The organism is Isoptericola sp. NPDC019571 (assembly GCF_044389385.1).
In the GTDB taxonomy this organism is placed as follows: Bacteria; Actinomycetota; Actinomycetes; order Actinomycetales; family Cellulomonadaceae; genus Isoptericola; species Isoptericola nanjingensis.
Genome location: NZ_JBIRXZ010000014.1, coordinates 1 through 18131, shown reverse-complemented (window position 1 = coordinate 18131; position 18131 = coordinate 1). Strand labels below are relative to the sequence as shown.

The window sequence follows — 18131 nt, the reverse complement described above, 5'->3', positions numbered from 1 at the left end:
CCTACCCCTCGCGGCCCGGCCGGAAGCGGTAGAGCAGACCGCCGACCAGCGTGAGCAGCGCGGCGAGCGCGAGCAGGGTGCCCACCCACCCGGCGCCGGTCTGCGGCAGGAAGTCCGGCGGGGTCGTCCCCCCTGCGTCCGGGGGCTGCGGCGCGGGCGCAGCTCCGGGCGGTGTCACCGTCGTCGTGGTGGAGCACCCGTCGTCGCTCGTGCAGGAACCGCCGGAACCGTCGGGCGTCACGACGTTCGTCACGGTGCCGTCGCCCTCGTCGGGGTCGTCGATCCGCAGCGCGTACGTCACCGTGACGGTGCCGTCGACGTCGAGCGGGCCGCGCCACTGCAAGGTCGGCGCGGTGTACCCGAGCTCGCCCGCACTCGCCGACGGCGTGCCCTCCGGCGTCGCGTCGTCGAGCACCTCGGTGAGGTCGTCGGTGAAGCCCGCGGGCACGTCGTCCGTGAACGGAGCCGCGCCGGTCGAGGACACCGTCACCGTGTAGGTCACGACGTCGCCGGGACCCGCCTCGGTGACGTCCACCGCCTTCGCGACCTCGAACGCCCGGATCGGCGTGATCACTTGGCAGCCGGCCGGCATCTGCGGGATCGCCGTCGAGACGCCAGCGGACATCCCGCCGCCGTCCGGCATCACGACCGGGCAGTTGGACTCCTGCGGCCCGAGCACCGCGTTGGCCAGCGTCCCGTCCCCGGACAGCGGGTCGTTCACCGTTACCGAGTACGTGACGGTCGCCGTCTCCCCCGCCTCCAGTGCACCGGACCACGACAGCTCCGGCTCCGCGTACGACACGTCACCCACGTCCGCGACCGCGTCTCCGTCGTACGTCGCGTCGTCCAGCACCTCGGTCAGGTCGTCCGTGAAGAACGCCGGGTCCTCGGCCGTGTAGTCGGCGGTGCCCGTGTTGGACACCTCGATCGTGTACGTGACGGTGTCACCCACCGTCACGGGCCCCGAAGGGTCCGCCGTCTTGAGGATCTCCAGGTCCTTGACCGGGTCGGGCTCCACGCAGTCGGGATCGGCGGTCGCCGGGTCCGGTGCGAGGTCCGTGCAGTTCGACTCCTCCGGACCGACCACCACGTTGTACAGCTCGCCGCCGCCCGTCGGCGGGTCGACCAGGGTCACGGAGTAGGTGATCGTCGCGACCTGCCCCGGCTCGAGCGCACCGCTCCAGCTCAGCGTCGGCTCCGCGTACGACGTCGTCCCGACGTCCGCGCTCGCGTCGCCGTCGTACGTCGCGTCGTCCAGCACCTCGGACAGGTCGTCGTCGAACGACGCCGGGTCGTCGTCCGTGTACGCCACCTGGCCGGTGTTCGTCGCGGTCACCGTGTACGTGATCGTGTCGCCGGGACGCGCTCCCTCCGCGCCGTCCGACGACTTGACCAGGCGGAGGGCTTGCACCGGCACGTCGGTGGTGCAGCTCGGGTCGTCCGACCCGTCCGCGCAGCTCGACTCCTCCGGGCCGACGACGGCGTTGGTCAGCGTGCCGTCGCCGGACACCGGGCTGTTCACCGTCACCGAGTAGGTGATCGTCGCCGTCTCGCCCACGGGCAACGGGCCGGACCACGACAGGGTCGGCTCGGCGTACGTCACCTCGCCGACGTCCGCGCTCGCGTCGTCGTCGTAGACCGCGTCGTCCAGCACGTCCGTCAGGTCGTCCGTGAAGGACACCGGCTCGACGGCCGTGTAGTCCGCGCCTCCCGTGTTCTGGACGGTCACGGTGTACGTCACCGTGTCGCCGGCCAGCACCCCGCCCGCGGGGTCGGCCGACTTCGTGATCTCCAGTGCCCGCACCGGCACCGGCACATGGCAGTCCTCCTCCGTGCCGTCGTCGCAGTTGGACTCCTCGGGCCCCACCACGGCGTTGTCCAGCGTCCCGTCCCCGGACACCGGGTCGTTCACCGTGACCGAGTACGTGACCGTCGCCGTCCCGCCCGCCGGCAGCGCACCGGACCACGACAGCGTCGGCTCGGCGTAGGACACGTCGCCGACGTCCGCCGTCGCGTCCTCGTCGTACGTGGCGTCGTCCAGCACCTCGGACAGGTCGTCGGTGAACGTCGCCGGGTCGGCGTCCGTGTAGTCGGCCCCGCCGGTGTTCTCCACTGTCACCGTGTACGTCACCGTGCCGCCGGGCAGCGTCTCGTCCGCCGGGTCCGCCGACTTGGTGATCTCCAGCGCCCGGACGGGCAGCTCGTTCGTGCACTCCGGGTCCGCGGGGTCCTGCTCGGGGTCGCAGTTCGACTCGGGCGGCCCCACGACGGCGTTGTCCAGCGTCCCGTCCCCGGACACCGGGTCGTTCACGGTGACCGAGTAGGTGACCGTCGCGACGTCGCCCGGCGCCAGCGCGCCCTGCCACGACAGCACAGGCTCCGCGTAGGACACCGCACCGAGGTCCGCGGTGGCGTCGCCGTCCCAGGTCGCGTCGTCCAGCACCTCCGTGAGGTCGTCCGTGAACGACGCCGGGACGTCCGCCGTGTACGCGACCTGGCCGGCGTTCTCCACCGTCACCGTGTACGTCACCGCGTCGCCGGGCAGCACCTCACCGGTCGGTTCCGCCGCCTTGGTGATCTCCAGCGCGCGGACCGGGTTCGGCTCCACGCAGTCCGGGTCCTCACTGGCCGGGTCGGTGCAGTTCGACTCCTCGGGCCCGACGACGACGTTCCGCATCTCGCCGTCGCCCGTCGGCGGGTCGTCCACCGTCACCGAGTACGTGATCGTCGCGACGTCCCCGGGTGCGAGCCCCCCGCTCCACGACAGCACGGGGTCGGCGAACGTCGCCGTGCCGACGTCCGCGGTCACGTCGCCGAAGGTCGCGTCGTCCAGCACGTCCGACAGGTCGTCGTCGAACGTCGCCGGGTCGGCGTCCGTGTACGTCGTCTGTCCGATGTTCTCCACCGTGATCGTGTAGGCCACCGTGTCGCCCGGCAGCGCCTCGCCCGTGCCGTCGGACGACTTCACGACCTGCAGCGCGCGCACCGGCACGTCAGTGCCGCAGGCAGGATCGTCGCTCCCGTCCGCGCAGCTCGACTCGTCCGGGCCGACGACGGCGTTGGTCAGCGTGCCGTCACCGGTCAGCGGGTCGTTCACCGTCACCGAGTATGTGATCGTCGCGACGTCCCCCGGCGCCAGCGCGCCGGACCAGGACAGCTCGGGCTCCGTGTAGCTCACCTCGCCGACGTCCGCGCTCGGCGTCCCGTCCCAGGTCGCGTCGTCGATCACCTCGCTCAGGTCGTCGGTGAACGTCGCCGGGTCGTCGTCGGCGTACGGCGCACCGCCCGTGTTCTCCACCGTGACCGTGTACGTCACCGTGCCGCCCGGCAGCACCTGGTCCGCGGGAGCAGAGGTCTTCGCGATCGTGAGGTCGCGCACCGGCACGTCCGTGCCGCACCCGTCCTCCGTGCCGTCGTCGCAGCCCGACTCCGGCGGACCGACGACCGCGTTGGACAGGACCCCGTCGCCGGAGACCGGGTCGTTCACCGTGACGGAGTAGGTGATCTCCGCGACGTCACCCGGCGCCAGTGCCCCCGACCACGACAGCACGGGCTCCGCGTACGACACCGCACCGACGTCCGCGGTGGCGTCGCCGTTCCACGTGGCGTCGTCCAGCACCTCGGTGAGGTCGTCCGTGAACGTCGCCGGGTCCAGAGCCGTGTACGGCGCGCCACCCGTGTTGGTCACCGTCACCGTGTAGTCCACCGTCTCGCCGGCCAAGACCTCGCCCGCCGGGGCGGAGATCTTGGCGACGGCGAGTGCCCGGACCGGCACGTCGGTGCCGCACCCGTCCTCCGTGCCCTCGTCGCAGCCCGACTCCGGCGGGCCCACGACGGCGTTGGTCAGCGTCCCGTCGCCCGTCGGCGGGTCGCCCACCGTCACCGAGTAGGTGATCGTCGCGACGTCCCCGGGCGCGAGCGCCCCGGACCACGACAGCTGCGGCTCGGCGTACGTCACCTCCCCGACGTCGGCCGCCGCGTCGTCGTCCCAGGTCGCGTCGTCCAGCACCTCCGTCAGGTCGTCGGTGAACGTCGCCGGCTCGTCGTCGGTGTACGGCGCCTGGCCCGTGTTCTCCACCGTCACCGTGTACGTCACCGTGCCGCCGGGCAGCACCTCGCCCGCCGGGGAGGAGACCTTGGCGATCGAGAGGGCCCGCACCGGCACGTCGGCGGTGCACTCCGGGTCGTCCGAGCCGGGCGCGCAGTTCGACTCCGGCGGACCGACGACGGCGTTCGCTAGCTCGCCGTCGCCCGTCAGCGGATCGTCCACCGTGACCGAGTACGTGATCGTCGCGACGTCGCCGGGTGCGAGAGCTCCGGACCATGCCAGCTCCGGCTCGTCGTACGTCACCTCGCCGACGTCGGCCGCCGCGTCGTCGCCCCACGTCGCGTCGTCCAGCACCTCCGTGAGGTCGTCCGTGAACGACGCGGGGTCGTCCGCCGTGTACGTGGTCTCGCCGGTGTTCTCCACCGTCACCGTGTACTCGACGGTGCCGCCGGGCAGCACCTCGCCCGCCGGGTCGGCCGTCTTGGTGATCTCCAGCGCCGGGACCGGCAGGTCGTCGTTGGTGAACGTGCACAGCACCGCCGCGCCGACGCCGTCCGCGCCGGCGGGGGGCATCGTGAACTCCCCCTCCGTGCCGTCGCCGGAGGCGACCACGGAGTCGTCGATCTGGTTCACGCACTCCCACGCGGTGGTGTAGTTCGCGAGGTCGGTGGTACCGGCCGCCGTCTCCGTGACGGTGTACGTCTCACCGACGAGGGCCATCAGCGGGCCGCCGTACTCGCCCTCCTCGTCCTGCACGCCGAGGTCCGTGCCTGCCGTGGTACCAGTGTTGCCCAGGCCGTCCTGAATCCCGCCGCCCGACAGGCTCACGGTGAACTGGTCGGTGTCGGCACGGCGGTCCACCACGTCCTTCTGCACCTGGATCGTGGCGGGCGTGGCGCACGACGCGAGGTCCACGCTCTGGCCCGACGGCGACAGGGCCGGCGTCGCGACGGCCTCCCCCGAGCTCGGGTTCACCTGGTAGAGGGTGGTGCCACTGCCCAGGTAGACGTACCCCTGCACGTCCACCGCCAGGCCGTTGATGGGCTCACCCGTCTGGGCAGTCCCGATCTGGCGGGAGTCCAGGGCCAGGGGCGAGCCCTGCGTGGTCGACGGCAGCGGACCCGAAACCACGTAGATCGCGTTGGCCGCGTCGCCCGCCGACAGGTACAGGTTGCCGAAGCTGTCGAAGGCCCAGTCGCCGTTCTGCCCCGGCGGGTCGTCGAGCGCCACGGCGGCGACCTGACCCAGGTACGTCTCGGTCGCCGGGTCGAAGGCGTAGACCTCCGCCGTGCTCCCCGCGACGTTGCCGAAGTAGTACACGCCCGTCGCGCGGTCCACGGCTCCGTGCGTGGCGTTGAAGTTCGGACCGGCCGGATAGGACTGTGTGGTCTCGGTCGCGGAGTCGAACACGTAGACGGTCGAACCGGAGTGCGTGAAGGCGTACCGCCCGTCGCCTGAGATCCCCAGCGCGTTGTTGGTACCGGAGATGCCGTCCATCGTGTGCTCGACGGCGAGCGCACCGGTCGCGGTGTCGACGCCGTAGATCGCGTGCGGGCCGCCGCCCTGCGCCGAGTACAGCGCGTCGCAGACGAACGGCTCGTTCTCGACCGTGACGGGGTAGTCCTCCACCTCACCGCCCGAGACCGCACCGGTCGGCGACGGGTCGGCGACGTCGCCCGCGAACAGCCGGAATCGGGCGTACGCGTCCCCGGGCACCGTCGCCCCGGGGAAGGTGAGGTCGTAGTCCTCCGTCCCGGAGCCAGCGGGGACCGCGACGGTGACACGTTCGCCCGCCTCGAACGCGCCGTCGGCGTCGAGGTCGACCCAGCCGGCGAGCGTCGCCGCTTCGTCGCCGTTGTTGGTCGCCGTGACCGTCACCGTGGTCTCGACGCCCGTCGTCATCGTGATCGGGCCTGCCACCGCACCCTCGTCGTCCACCCCGGCGGCGTCGTCGCCGTCGGCGGCCGTGCCCGGCGCGCCGTCGTCCTCCGGGTCGACGGTGTTCGCGTCGCCGAGCATCAGCGGCGCCGTGTTCGTCGACGCGTCGTAGTCGACGAGGCCGTGCCGCGCGCCGTCCTCGGACAGCGACGTGCCGTACGTGTCCGGCGCGTCACCGAGGTCCATGAGGACCGGGGCGGAGGCGCAGCGGGCGCCGTCGTTGTTGCTCGTCGGGCCGGGGCCGTAGGCGAAGAAGGTGGCGGTGCTCGGGTCCGTCGTGGAGACGCGCCAGATCTGCCCCGTCTCGTTGTTCGCCCCGTACAGGTAGCCGGGGCTCGAGTACGTGGCGCCGAACGGAGAGCTGTTCGCCTGGTTGCCCACCGCCGGCACACCGTCGGGGGCGACGAGGGCACCGAGGGCGCCCACCTGGACGTAGCCGACAGCAGGGTTCGCCGGGTCGAACGCGTAGAGGAAGACGTTGTTGTTGTTCGCGTTCGTCCCGAACGAGTACAGCCGCCCGTCGTCGGGGTTGAACACCCAGTCCAGCCCCGCGTTGATCGGGGCGGCCGGTGCCGGCACGGCACCTCCGTCGAGCACCTGGAGGAACGCCGGCGACTCCTGGTCGACGTCGATGGCCATCCACGGGCGCGTCGCCGTCTGGCTCGAGGACGACACGTAGAGGATGCCCTCGGGGGAGACGTCACCGATGGGCACGCCGTTCGGGAAGAGCTGGTCGAACGTGAAGGACACGTTCGAGTAGTCCGGGGAGCCCAGGTTCTCCACCGTCGCGTAGTCGGGCGCGACGAGGTAGATCTGGTCCGTCGGGTTGTCCATGCCGAAGAACGCGTCCGCGAGCTCGCTGTACCCGACCCCGTTGTACGCGATGCCGTCCAGGGCCGGCTGGTCCACCAGCTCGCCGGTGACGAGGTCGATCTCGGTCGGCGTGGCCGACGGAGACCCCTGGAACAGGAATGCCGGCGTGGGGCACGCCCCCGCCCCGACGAACGGGGTGAAGGTCACGGTGGTCTCGCCCGGCAGGTTGACCCCCGTCGTCGGCTCCACGTCGTCCGGGCCGTTGGTGTACTCGCCCGGCGTGCGCGAGGTGACGTCCACGCTGACCGTGCAGGACTCCTCCCCCGCGGCGAGCACGCCGTTCGTCACGGCGACGGTGGTGCCACCCGCGGGCGCCGCGACATCGGCGTCGCAGTCGGTGTCCACGGCGGACGGGCGGGCCACCTCGAGCCCGGCGGGCAGGTTGTCCGTGAACTCCCAGCCGTCCTTCGCCGCCAGCTCCGAGGTGTTGGTGACGGTGAACGTGAGCGTGGAACGGCCGCCGACGATGGTCGACGTCGGGGAGAACGCCTTGTCGAGCTGCGGGCTGACGTCGAGCACCTGGATGTTGTCGTAGGCGCCGTCGTTGCCGTTCGCGGCACTGTTCTGGTTCCGCATGCGCACGGCGAGCGTCGACCCCGTGACCAGCGTCGACCCGTTGGCGGCGAACGTCCCCGCGCGCACGGTCTGGTTCGCGCCGTTCGGCGTGGGCACACCCGTGTAGGTGGTGCCGCGGGAGTCGGTGCACACGTTGATCGGCGCGCTCGAGACGGGGATCTCGGCGGCGGCGTCGTCCAGGAGGTAGAACCGCAGCAGTGGTGCGGAGACGCCGCAGTTCATCGCGCCGGCGTCGACGGAGAACGTCACGAAGCGGTTCGCGACGGGGAGCGTGATCGGCGACGACTGGAACTGGATCTGCGCCCCCGTGGCCGAGTCCGCCGTGTACGAGGCCGCCGCCCCGTTCGTCGTCGGAGGGACCCCGCGCAGCTGACCGAGCGCGTGCGGGATGGCCAGCATGCTGTTGTAGACCCCTGCGGCGTTGGGCACGTCCGTGCAGTCGTTCGCGTTGCGGGGGCTCGTCCAGTCGACGATGAACCCGTTGCAGTTCGGCCTGTTGGCCCAGAACGCCGCGGCCGAGTAGGTGGTGCCCTGCGTGCCCGTGTAGTCGGTGAGCAGGATGTTCGACCCGTCGGGCGTGTTCTCGAAGTCCTCGGTGTACAGCACCTGGGGGTCGCCGGGGACACCGGGGTTCCCGGGCTCGGCTGCGGCCTCCGGCGCGGAGGCCACCGGCAGCGCCACGGTGACGAACGCACCGCCCAGCGCGAGCCCGCCGGCCAGCACCCCGGACACGGCGGCGCGGCCCCTGCCCGCTCTCGCCCTTCGGAATCCCACGATCCACGGCCTCCTACGGCTGCGACGTGTCCGCCCGCGCACGCCGTCGTGCACAGGCACCCTCGTCGAAGGTGCCAGAGAATCCTCAGGTCCGCGCGCGGGACGAGCCCATCCCGGTCGCGGCCCGACGGCCCCTGCGGCAGGGTGCTGACGTGCACCCGAACCCCGGTCCCGGCCCGGCTCCCCGGCACCGCAACCTGCCGAAGCCGACCCCGCGCGACGTCGTCTCCGGCTTCGTGACGGGCCTGTTCTCCATCCCCGAGGGCATGGCGTACGCGACGGTCGGCGGGTTCTCCGCGCCGATGGGCCTGTGGTCGGGCGCCGTGCCCACGGTGATCGGCTCGATCTTCAGCCGCACGGTCCTCATGGTCACCACGCTCACGAGCGCGATCGCGCTGTCGGCGCAGAGCATCCTCGTCGGCGCGGGCCTCGACCCCGGCGACCTCGGCTCCGTCGCCGCGCTGACCGTGATGGTCGGGCTGTGGATGCTGCTGCTGGGGGTGCTCAGGCTCGGGTCGGTGATGTCGTTCGTGTCGACGGCGGTGATGACCGGGTTCACGGCGGGCATCGCCGTGCAGATCGTGGCCGGCGTGGTCAAGGACGCCACCGGCTACACCCCTGAGGCGCACAACACGGTGGGCAAGCTGGTCGAGGGCGTGCTGCACGTCGGGGAGTGGGACGGCGCGACCGTCCTCGTCGCGGTCGCGACGGTGGCCGTGTGGGCGGGGCTCCAGCTGGTCAAGCCGCTGCGCAAGACGGCGACGCTGGTCTCGCTCGTCGTCGTCACCGTGGTCGTGGCGCTGCTGGGCACCGACGTGGAACGGGTGAGCGACATCGCCGCCATCCCGCGCTCGCTGCCGCCGTTCACGCTGCCGGACCTCGGCGCGATGCCGGAGCTCGTGTCCGGCGGGCTCGCCATCGCGCTGATCGCGCTCGCGCAGGCGGCGGGGATCGGCGCGGCGGTGCCCAACCCGGACGGCTCCCGCACCGACGTCTCGAAGGACTTCACCGCGCAGGGCCTCGCCAACGTGGCGGGCGGGTTCTTCGGCGCGCTGCCCACCGGCGGTTCCCTCTCGCGCACCGGCGTCGCGACCAGCGGCGGCGCGCAGACGCGCTGGGCCGGCATCTTCGCGGGCGTGTGGCTCATCGTGCTGGTGCTGCTGCTCGGCCCGCTGGCCGGCGAGATCCCGATGGCGGTCATCGGGGGCCTGCTGCTCGTCATCGGCGGCGAGCTCATCGTCGGGCGGTGGGCCGACATCGTGCTCGTCTTCCGCACGTCGTGGCTGTCCGCGGCGGCGCTGGTCGTGACGTTCGCGGCCACCACGCAGCTGCCGCTGCAGCAGGCCATCTTCCTCGGCGCGGGCCTGTCGATCGTGCTGTTCGCGGTGCAGGCGGCCAAGCGCGGGCGGCTGGTCCGGTTCGTGCCGACCGGCGACGGCGACTTCCGCGTCGAGGACGCCCCCGCCGACCTGCCCAGCGGCCAGACCACCGTGCTGCACTACGTGGGCACCGGGTTCTTCGCCGAGGTGAACCGCCTCGAGGAGGAGTGGCCGCACACCGCGCACACCCAGGACGCCGCGCTCGTCATCTCGCTGCGCGGCTCCGCGGGCATCCCGTCGACCACGTTCCTCAAGTCGCTCGACCGGCTGCTGGACCGCTGGCACGAGCACGGCGTCGACGTGGTGGTGTGCGGTGTGCCGGAGGACCTGCGGCAGCGTTTCGAGACCGGCGGCGTCAGCGGACGCCTGCGAGACTCCGTCGTCCCGAGCGGCGACACCCTCCTCGGATCGGTGCGCGAGGCGTACGACCTCGCGGAGCGTCGACGCATCCGCCGGGCGGCGTCCGCCGACGGCTGAACCCTCGCCGCGCGGTCCCGCGCGAGCGGTGCCATCGTGGCGCCATGCCTACCGCACCGAAGCCGGCCACGCCCACGATCATCGCCCAGCAGCAGGCCCTGCTGAACGGTCTTCCCTTCACCGACCGGCAGGACTTCGAGGACGCCACGCGCGGTCTGATCGGCCGGCGGACGCCGAACGCGATCACGAACGACACGGGCGACGTCGTCTGGGACAACGACACCTACTCGTTCCTCACCGGCGACGCGCCGGACAGCGTGAACCCGAGCCTCTGGCGGCAGTCGCAGCTGGTCGCCGAGCAGGGCCTGTTCGAGGTGGTCGAGGGCATCTACCAGGTGCGCGGCTTCGACCTCTCCAACGTGACGTTCATCGAGGGGGAGACGGGCGTCATCGTGCTCGACCCGCTCATCTCCACCGAGACCGCCGCCGCGGCCCTCGCCCTGTACCGCGAGCACCGCGGCGACCGCCCCGTCACCGGGATCATCTACACCCACTGCCACGTGGACCACTTCGGCGGCGTCAAGGGCGTCACCACGCAGGAGGACGTCGACGCCGGACGCGTGCCCGTCGTCGCGCCCGCGGAGTTCACGGAGCATGCGGTGGCGGAGAACGTCTACGCGGGCACCGCGATGGGTCGCCGCGCCGGCTACATGTACGGCGCTGCGCTGGCTCGCGGCCCGCAGGGCGCGGTCGGCGCCGGCCTCGGGCAGACCACGTCGACCGGCACGGTCACCCTCATCACCCCGACCCTCGACGTCACCACGACGGGGCAGGAGGAGACCGTCGACGGCGTGCGCATGATCTTCCAGATGGCGCCCGGCACTGAGGCCCCGGCCGAGTTCCTCGTGTACTTCCCGGACCACAAGGCCCTGTGCGCGGCGGAGGATGCCACGCACACGCTGCACAACCTGCTGACGCTGCGCGGCGCCGTCGTGCGCGACCCGCATGCCTGGGCGAACTACCTCACCGAGACGATCGACCTGTTCGGCGCCGACCTCGACATCGTGTTCGCCTCCCACCACTGGCCTATCTGGGGCAACGAGCGCGCCGTGACGTTCCTCGCGGAGCAGCGCGACCTGTACGCCTACCTGCACGACCAGACGCTGCGCCTGCTCAACCAGGGGTACACGGGCATCGAGATCGCCGAGCAGCTGCCCCTGCCCCCGGCGCTCGAGAACGCGTGGCACGCCCGCGGGTACTACGGCTCCGTGAGCCACAACGTCAAGGCGATCTACCAGCGGTACATGGGCTGGTACGACGGCAACCCCGCCCACCTCTGGCAGCACCCGCCCGTCGAGCAGGGCAAGCGGTACGTGGAATTCATGGGCGGCGCGGACGCCGTGGTGGAGAAGGCGCGCGCCTCGTACGACTCCGGCGACCTCCGCTGGGTCGCGGAGGTGCTGTCCCACGTCGTCTTCGCCGAACCCGGCCACGCGGCGGCGAAGGAGCTGCTGGCCGACACGTTCGAGCAGCTCGGTTACGGGGCGGAGAACGGGACCTGGCGCAACGTCTACCTCTCCGGCGCCACCGAGCTCCGAGCGGGGAACTTCGGTACGCCCACGCAGACCGCGTCGAAGGACATCGTCGACCACCTCACCCCGGAGATGCTGTTCGACGCCCTCGCGATCCAGGTGAACGGACCACAGGCATGGGACCACTCGGTCACGGCGGACGTCGTCCTGAACGACACGGACACGCGCTACCGGCTCCGGCTCTCCAACGGTGCCCTCACCTACAGCTCCCGGCCCCAGCGCGACGACGCCGACGTGACCATCACGGCGACGCGGGCGAATCTGCCCGCGCTGGCGGGGGGTCTGGACCCGGCTCGCCTCGCCGGTTTCGGCATCGAAGTCAGCGGCGACACGGACGCGCTGGCGAGGGTCCACGGGATCCTCGACCCGGGCGACCCGGACTTCGCCATCGTCACGCCGTGATCTAGGACCCAACGGTTCCCAGGAGGGGGCGGGCGGGGAGCACCCGGTCGATACCGACGATGAGCAGCCCGAGGACGTAGAAGGCGCCGCCGTAGAGCACCAGGTTGAGCCCCAGCCCGCCCCACCCGAGGGCGTCCACGTCGATGAACCCGTACGGGTAGTCGCTGCCCGGGCTGAGCTGACCGCGCAGCAGGATCGCGCCGAAGTACAGCACGGGGAACAGCATCCACAGGCCCGCGTCGCGCAGGCGGGCGCGGCGGTGCGGGTCGAACAGCAGGAAGTCCAGCACGACGGCGATCGGCAGGGCCCGGTGCTCGACCTGCCCGTCCGTGAGCCCGAGGAAGACGGCCGGGGCGTCCGGATCCTCCGGCGCGAGGACCAGCCACGCGACCAGCCCGGTGATGGCCGCGGCGAGCGTGACCAGTCCCTTCGCCCCGACCGGCGGTGGCTCGCGGCGCCGCAGCGTCGTGACGGCGGCCCAGCCGAAGACCGCCACCGCCAGGAAGCTGGTGAGGTTGGTGAAGTAGACGAAGCCCTCGACGTCGCCGTCGCGCCAGATGGCGCGCGTGCCGACGAGACCGAGCGCGACGACGACGAGCCGGAACAGGCCCACGAGCACGAACATGGCGGTAGTGAAGCAGACTCCGCGCGCCCGCCCCGTCAGAAGACGACGACCGCCACCAGCCCGGCGAGGCCGAGCAGGGCCGTGCCCGCGCACATCACGACGATCCGCCGCCCGTGGCGGAGGCGCGGCTCGGCCGTGTCGAGGTGCCGGTGGGTGTGGCGGGCGTGCCGCTGGGCGAACCACCACAGCGGAGGCGTGAGCACCAGCCCGACGGCGGCGGCGAGGAGGAACGACGTCGCACCGTCCACGCCCGGCAGCGTCTGCCACGCCACCGCGCACGCCGCGGTGAAGGAGAGCAGCGTGCGTCGCCACGCGAGCGCCGTCCGCTCGGCCTGGAGGCCGCGGTCGCGCTCGGGGCCGACGAGCGGCGGGTCGGGGCGGTCGGTCATGTCGGCGCCGTCACGTCAGTACAGCAGCAGGGCGAGCAGCACGAGGATGCCCACGACGGTGATGGTCACGACCAGCACGAACCCGGTGATCGCGCCCGGCAGCGGGCCGTGCTCCCGCATGGCGCGCTCCGAGCGGGCCCACTCGACCGCCGCCGCGACCGGCACGACGGCGCCCGCCACGAGCAGCACGATCGCAGACGTGAGGCGCAGGTGCGGCTCCATCGGCAGGTCCAGCGCCTCGAGCGCCGTGCCGCCGGCGATCAGCCCCAGGGCCGTCCGGAGCCACGCGAGGATGGTGCGCTCGTTGGCCAGCGAGAACCGCGGGTCGGGCTCCGAGCCCCTCTCGTAGACCCAGCGTGGGAAACGCTCGCGGCTCACGTCGACGTGCCTCCTTCGTCTCTGCGGGTGCTGCCGACATCCTCCCGCAGGAGGAGCGGGGGCGCTCAGGGCGGGTCGTTGACGAACCGGAGCTTCACGCGGACGTCGTCGAGCGGCACCACCAGCGTCGACCCGTGCGGCGACCACCTGTCGGGGACGAGGAAGAGGGCGTCTCCGCCCTCGACCAGCAGCCGCAGGCCGCGGTAGCGGTACCGGTACTCGCCGTCCCCGGCCGCGAGACCCTCCTCCACCACTGCCGGGTCGCCCACCTGCAGTTGCTGCGGGGTGTCGACGACGACGGCGGGCAGGCTGCCCAGGTCGCGGGCGAGCGCCTTGGCCTGACCGCGTCCCGTCCACTCGGCCACCGTGCCGGTGGCCCAGAAGAGCGCGGCGACCACCGTGAGGACCAGCAGCAGGACGGCCGTCCGTGCGGGGTCGGTGCCCGTCGTCGGCCCGGCGTCCGGTCCCGTGCCCCGCCTGCGGTGGGACCAGGTGAGGCCGTACGCGAGGCCCGCCGACCCGACGCCGATCACCAGCGGGGTCACCAACGGGTACGGGACCCAGGCCGCGAGCGCCGGATAGGCCACGACCAGCGTCACGCCGACCGCCAGCACGACGGCGCCGCCGACCGTCAGCCCGAGCGTCCAGCGGTGCGCCACCGGAGCCGGGGCGCCGGCGAGCCTCCGCCGCAGCGCCGCGTCCGCGAGCACCAGCCCCGCCCCCACGAGCAGCACCGCGAGCATCGGCACCAGGAGTGGCTGCGGGCTGCGCATGACGAACTCCTGCGTGCTGTACCCGAGCAGGTCGACGTCCACGCCGAAGTACAGGTACTGCGCGCGGGTCGTGACGTAGCCGAAGTAGAACAGGATCGCCGTGACGAACGTCGCCGGGGCGACCACCGTGCCCAGCACCGACCAGACGCGCGCCAGGACGCTCGGTTCGTGCGCCGGCGGTGACGGCTGCTGGGTCACGGAAGGACCTGTTCCTCGGTGGGCTCGTCGGCGGGCTCGTCGGCGGGCTCGTCGGCGGGTTCCTGCGTGACCTCCTCCGGCGTCTCGGTCACCTCGTTCTCCGGCGCCTCGCTCGGCTCCCCGGTCTCCGGCTCGCCGGACTCCTCCGTCGGTGCCTCGGAGGACTCGTCGCTCGCCGGGTCGCAGTCGTACACGACGTCGTCGGGCGGGTGGCACATCGACCACACGGTGTGGAGCGTCATCGCCGCCTTGAACTCGTCGCACTGCCGCTGGGTGGGGCAGGTGGCGCTCGCGGCGAACGAGACGTCGACCAGCTCCGTCGCGGGGTCGGGCGGCCGCACGGCGACCCAGCACGAGATGTCGCCCGGCGCGAACGGCTCGCCGACGCAGGGCGGCTCACCGCAGTCGGAGCTCGCCAGCGCAGCGCCCGCGGTCAGGACGGACACCCGCTCGATCTCCACGGTCACGCCCTCGGGCACCCCGTTCGTCTGGATCGAGGCGAGACCGCACCACGCGTCGCCGACGAGCACGAAGTCCTCACCGCCCATGAGGAGGCCGGGGAGGTCGGCCTGGGCGGCGCCGCCCGCCTGCGGCAGCGGTTCCTCGAGGTCCTCGCCCGCATCGTTCCCGTCGCCGTCGTCGTCCCTGCTGCCGCCGTCGCCCTCGTCGCCGGGCCGCGCGGCCTCGGACGTCGTCGCGGGCGGCTCCGTGGCGCCCGCGTCCGCGTCGGGCAGCTCTCCGCCGTCCCCGCACGCGGTCGTCGCCAGGACCAGCAGGACTGCCAGAGCGCCCAGGCCTCGTCTCATCTCGCCCTCCCGGAAGAACCGGGCCGCGTCGTCGCGGTCAGAGGACTCCGCGGTGCCGCGCGTCGTCCTACCCGTGGAGAGAGCGCGCGATCTGCGCTGATACCGCGTTCCGACCTCACCGCCGTGTCGGCGCCCGTCGGTAGCGTGCCCGGCATGCGCGCCGACTTCCTCGCCCTGCACCGCCCCGGCGACCCGCTCCTGCTGCCGAACGCGTGGGACGCCGGGTCTGCGCGGATCCTCGCCGCCCTCGGTTTCGCCGCCGTCGCGACGACGAGCAGCGGGTTCGCCGCGACGCTCGGCCGGCCCGACGGCGCCGTCACCCGGGACGAGGCGCTCGCGCACGCCGCCGCGCTCGCGGCCGCCGTCGACGTGCCCGTGAGCGCGGACCTGGAGAACGGCTTCGCCGACTCCCCCGCCGACGTCGCCCGCACCGTCGCGGACGCCCGCGACGCCGGCGTGGCCGGCGCCTCCGTCGAGGACGCCACCGGCCGGGACGACGAGCCGGTGTACGACCGGGGCCTCGCCGTCGAGCGCGTGGTCGCCGCGGCCGAGGCTGCCGGCGACCTGGTGCTCACGGCCCGCTGCGAGAACCACCTGTACGGGCGGGACGACCTCGCCGACACGATCGCGCGGCTGCAGGCCTACCAGGAGGCCGGCGCCCACGTGCTGTACGCGCCGGGGCTGCGCGACGCCGCCGCGATCGCCACCGTCTGCCGCGAGGTCGACCGGCCCGTCAACGCGCTGCTCGTCGCGGGCGGTCCCACGCCCGCCGAGCTGGCCGACGCCGGGGTCGCGCGCATCTCCGTCGGCGGCACGTTCGCGTGGAACGCCCTGTCCGCCCTGGTCGACGCCGCCCGCGAGCTCCAGGCCGGCGGCGTCGGCTTCCTCGACCGCACGGGGCCGGCGCGCGACGTCATGGGTGCGGCGTTCCGCTCCTGAGCAGGGCCGGGGGCGCCGTCCGCAGGAGGGTGCATCCGGGGCCGCGCCGACGGGCGAAGAGCAGGCAGGTGCACCCGCACCTCGCGGCCGCCCGAGGCCGCGCCCTGTGGACCCGAAGGAGTCGATGACGATGAAGCTTCGAAACGCTACCCGGACCGCCTGGGGTGCCGTGTGCGTGGCCGCCCTGGGCCTGCTGGGCACCGCAGCCGCGACCACCGCCACGGCGGCCCCGCCCGCGGGGACGACCAGCCTGGCCGCGGTGCTGGCTTCCGACGGCGACACCTTCGACCGCAACTGGTACGACTTCGACGTGGTCGACCAGGCGGTCGCGGCGGTGCTGGAGGCCAAGCCGGACAGCCCTGTCGCCGTACTGGCCGACGGCACGGTCCCCCTCACGGCGTTCCTGCCGAACGACCGTGCGTTCCAGCTCCTGGCGTTCGACCTCACCCACCGCTGGGAGCGCACGGAACAGGGCGTGCTGCGCCGGGTCGTGGCCGCGGCAGGGGTCGACGCCGTCGAGCAGGTGCTGCTCTACCACGTCGTGCCCGGCGCCACGATCGACGCCCGGCAGGCGCTGCGCTCCGACGGGGCCCGCCTGACGACCGCGCAGGGTGCGACGTTCCGGGTCGACGTCCTGAGCCGGTGGGTGCCGCTGGTGCGGCTCATCGACCGGGACCGCAACGACGTCGACCCGTTCCTCGTCCGGAGCAAGCTCGACCTCAACAAGGGCAACGTGCAGATCGCCCACGGCATCAGCGCGGTGCTCCGGCCGCTGGACCTCTGACCGCGAGCGCCGAGGGCCTCGCCGGGATGCCGGCGGGGCCCTCGCGCTTGTCCGCATATCTGCTAGCAAGGCTAGAAATATAAATCTCAACCAGATTGCATCCGCGGACGGCTCCGAGCCGGAACAAGAGGTGTCAGCACGGACACGGCCCGAGGGCCACGACACCGGGAGGCACCATGGAACGCACCGCACGGCGCAGCGCCGCACTCGTCGGGGTGACCGCCTTCGCAGCACTGGGACTCTCCGCGGTCGGGCTCGTCCCGGCCGCCGCCGCGGCCGAGGACGGCGCGGTGCTGTCGGTGATGCACGGCGTCCCCGACACCCCCGTCGACGTGTGGGTCGACGACGAGCTCACCGTCGACGACTTCGAGCCCGGCGATATGGCGGGCCCGCTCGACCTGCCCGCGGGGACGTACACCGTCGCGATCACCGCGCCCGACGCCGAGGACACGAGCGACCCCGTGATCGGGCCGGTCGACCTGGAGCTCGAGGCGGGCGGCAACTACACCGCGGTCGCCCACCTGGACGCCGACGGCGGCCCGACCGCCACGCTCTTCACCAACGACATGTCGGCGACGGCGGCCGGCGAGGGCCGCCTCACCGTCCGGCACGTCGCCGCGGCGCCGGCCGTGGACGTCCTCGCCGGCGGCGAGCCGGTGATCAGCGGGCTGGAGAACCCCGACGAGCAGAGCCTCGACCTCCCGGCGGGAACGGTCTCTGCCGCCGTGGCCGCGGCCGGCACCACGGAACCGGTGCTCGGGCCGACGGACGTCGAGGTCGCAGAGGGGGTCAACACCATCGCGTACGCCTGGGGCAGCCTGGACGACGGCACCCTCGCGCTGGCCACGCAGACGGTGGACGGGCTCCACTCCTCTCCCGACGGCGTGCCCGCCGGGATGTCCGGTCTCGCGGCCGACGCCACGTCCGGGTTCGAGGCCCCCAGCAGCGGGTTCAGCACCGCCGCCCTCCTGGTCGGCAGCGCGCTGGTGGTCATGTTCCTCGCGATCGCGGGATACGAGCTCGTCCGGGCGGCACGGCTGCACGCGCGCGAGCACGCTCACCGGCCGGGCTCGACCCGCCGATGACGTCGCACGCACGCTCCGCCGTGGTGGGGGGGGGGGGGCCCCCCCCCCCCCCCCCCCCCCCGGGGGGGCGCGCCCGGCCCCGCCCCCCCCCCGGCCCCGGCCCCCCCCCCGACCCCCCCGCCCCCCCCCCCGCCCCCCCCCCCCCGGCGGGCGGC

11 protein-coding genes are annotated in these 18131 nt (G+C 73.0%); 5 read left to right on the top strand and 6 right to left on the bottom strand.

From position 1 onward, the window contains the following. Position 1: 1 nt before the first annotated feature. On the bottom strand, positions 2 to 8167 hold the full coding sequence (locus ACH443_RS19570; protein WP_430591248.1) for a GEVED domain-containing protein: 8166 nt from the start codon (positions 8165 to 8167) through the stop codon (positions 2 to 4). A 113-nt stretch (positions 8168 to 8280) separates the two neighbouring features. Here ACH443_RS19570 and ACH443_RS19565 point away from each other — a divergent pair, with 113 nt between their 5' ends. Both ACH443_RS19565 and ACH443_RS19560 read left to right on the top strand, forming a co-directional pair. Continuing rightward, complete coding sequence (locus tag ACH443_RS19565) at positions 8281 to 10065, top strand: SulP family inorganic anion transporter (protein WP_430591247.1); 1785 nt, start codon at positions 8281 to 8283, stop codon at positions 10063 to 10065. Positions 10066 to 10109: 44 nt separating this feature from the next. After that, positions 10110 to 11999, top strand: a complete 1890-nt coding sequence (locus ACH443_RS19560; protein ID WP_430555517.1) for an alkyl/aryl-sulfatase — start codon at positions 10110 to 10112, stop codon at positions 11997 to 11999. A 1-nt stretch (position 12000) separates the two neighbouring features. On the opposite strand, the gene ACH443_RS19555 is transcribed toward ACH443_RS19560, so the two are convergent. The 5 genes from ACH443_RS19555 to ACH443_RS19535 form a co-directional block, all read right to left on the bottom strand. After that, positions 12001 to 12624 carry a Pr6Pr family membrane protein gene (locus ACH443_RS19555; RefSeq protein WP_430591246.1) on the bottom strand — a complete coding sequence of 208 codons (624 nt, stop codon included), beginning with the start codon at positions 12622 to 12624 and terminating at the stop codon, positions 12001 to 12003. 35 nt (positions 12625 to 12659) lie between these two features. Further along, positions 12660 to 13013: a DUF202 domain-containing protein gene (locus tag ACH443_RS19550; RefSeq protein WP_430555519.1), complete on the bottom strand. Its 354-nt coding sequence runs from the start codon at positions 13011 to 13013 to the stop codon at positions 12660 to 12662. A gap of 15 nt (positions 13014 to 13028) precedes the next feature. Next, positions 13029 to 13391: a YidH family protein gene (locus tag ACH443_RS19545; protein WP_430591245.1), complete on the bottom strand. Its 363-nt coding sequence runs from the start codon at positions 13389 to 13391 to the stop codon at positions 13029 to 13031. Positions 13392 to 13456: 65 nt separating this feature from the next. Beyond that, on the bottom strand, positions 13457 to 14362 hold the full coding sequence (locus tag ACH443_RS19540) for a hypothetical protein (RefSeq protein WP_430591244.1): 906 nt from the start codon (positions 14360 to 14362) through the stop codon (positions 13457 to 13459). Further along, positions 14359 to 15168: a hypothetical protein gene (locus ACH443_RS19535; protein WP_430591243.1), complete on the bottom strand. Its 810-nt coding sequence runs from the start codon at positions 15166 to 15168 to the stop codon at positions 14359 to 14361. Before ACH443_RS19535 ends, ACH443_RS19540 begins: the two co-directional genes overlap by 4 nt. A 153-nt stretch (positions 15169 to 15321) precedes the next feature. On the opposite strand from ACH443_RS19535, the gene ACH443_RS19530 reads away from it, so the two are divergent. The 3 genes from ACH443_RS19530 to ACH443_RS19520 all read left to right on the top strand — a co-directional run bounded on the left by ACH443_RS19530 (position 15322) and on the right by ACH443_RS19520 (position 17976). Next, on the top strand, positions 15322 to 16107 hold the full coding sequence (locus tag ACH443_RS19530) for an isocitrate lyase/phosphoenolpyruvate mutase family protein (protein WP_430555521.1): 786 nt from the start codon (positions 15322 to 15324) through the stop codon (positions 16105 to 16107). A 130-nt stretch (positions 16108 to 16237) separates the two neighbouring features. Then, positions 16238 to 16891: a fasciclin domain-containing protein gene (locus tag ACH443_RS19525; RefSeq protein WP_430555522.1), complete on the top strand. Its 654-nt coding sequence runs from the start codon at positions 16238 to 16240 to the stop codon at positions 16889 to 16891. Between the two features lie 176 nt (positions 16892 to 17067). After that, positions 17068 to 17976 (top strand): DUF4397 domain-containing protein, encoded by a 909-nt coding sequence (locus ACH443_RS19520; protein ID WP_429762961.1) that lies wholly within the window; start codon positions 17068 to 17070, stop codon positions 17974 to 17976. Positions 17977 to 18131: the final 155 nt, after the last annotated feature.

Coding starts and splice junctions, on each gene's coding strand:
- ACH443_RS19560 (WP_430555517.1), top strand. CDS start 10,110: ATGCCTACCGCACCGAAGCCGGCCACGCCCACGATCATCGCCCAGCAG.
- ACH443_RS19555 (WP_430591246.1), bottom strand. CDS start 12,624: ATGTTCGTGCTCGTGGGCCTGTTCCGGCTCGTCGTCGTCGCGCTCGGT.
- ACH443_RS19550 (WP_430555519.1), bottom strand. CDS start 13,013: ATGACCGACCGCCCCGACCCGCCGCTCGTCGGCCCCGAGCGCGACCGC.
- ACH443_RS19535 (WP_430591243.1), bottom strand. CDS start 15,168: ATGAGACGAGGCCTGGGCGCTCTGGCAGTCCTGCTGGTCCTGGCGACG.
- ACH443_RS19530 (WP_430555521.1), top strand. CDS start 15,322: ATGCGCGCCGACTTCCTCGCCCTGCACCGCCCCGGCGACCCGCTCCTG.
- ACH443_RS19525 (WP_430555522.1), top strand. CDS start 16,238: ATGAAGCTTCGAAACGCTACCCGGACCGCCTGGGGTGCCGTGTGCGTG.
- ACH443_RS19520 (WP_429762961.1), top strand. CDS start 17,068: ATGGAACGCACCGCACGGCGCAGCGCCGCACTCGTCGGGGTGACCGCC.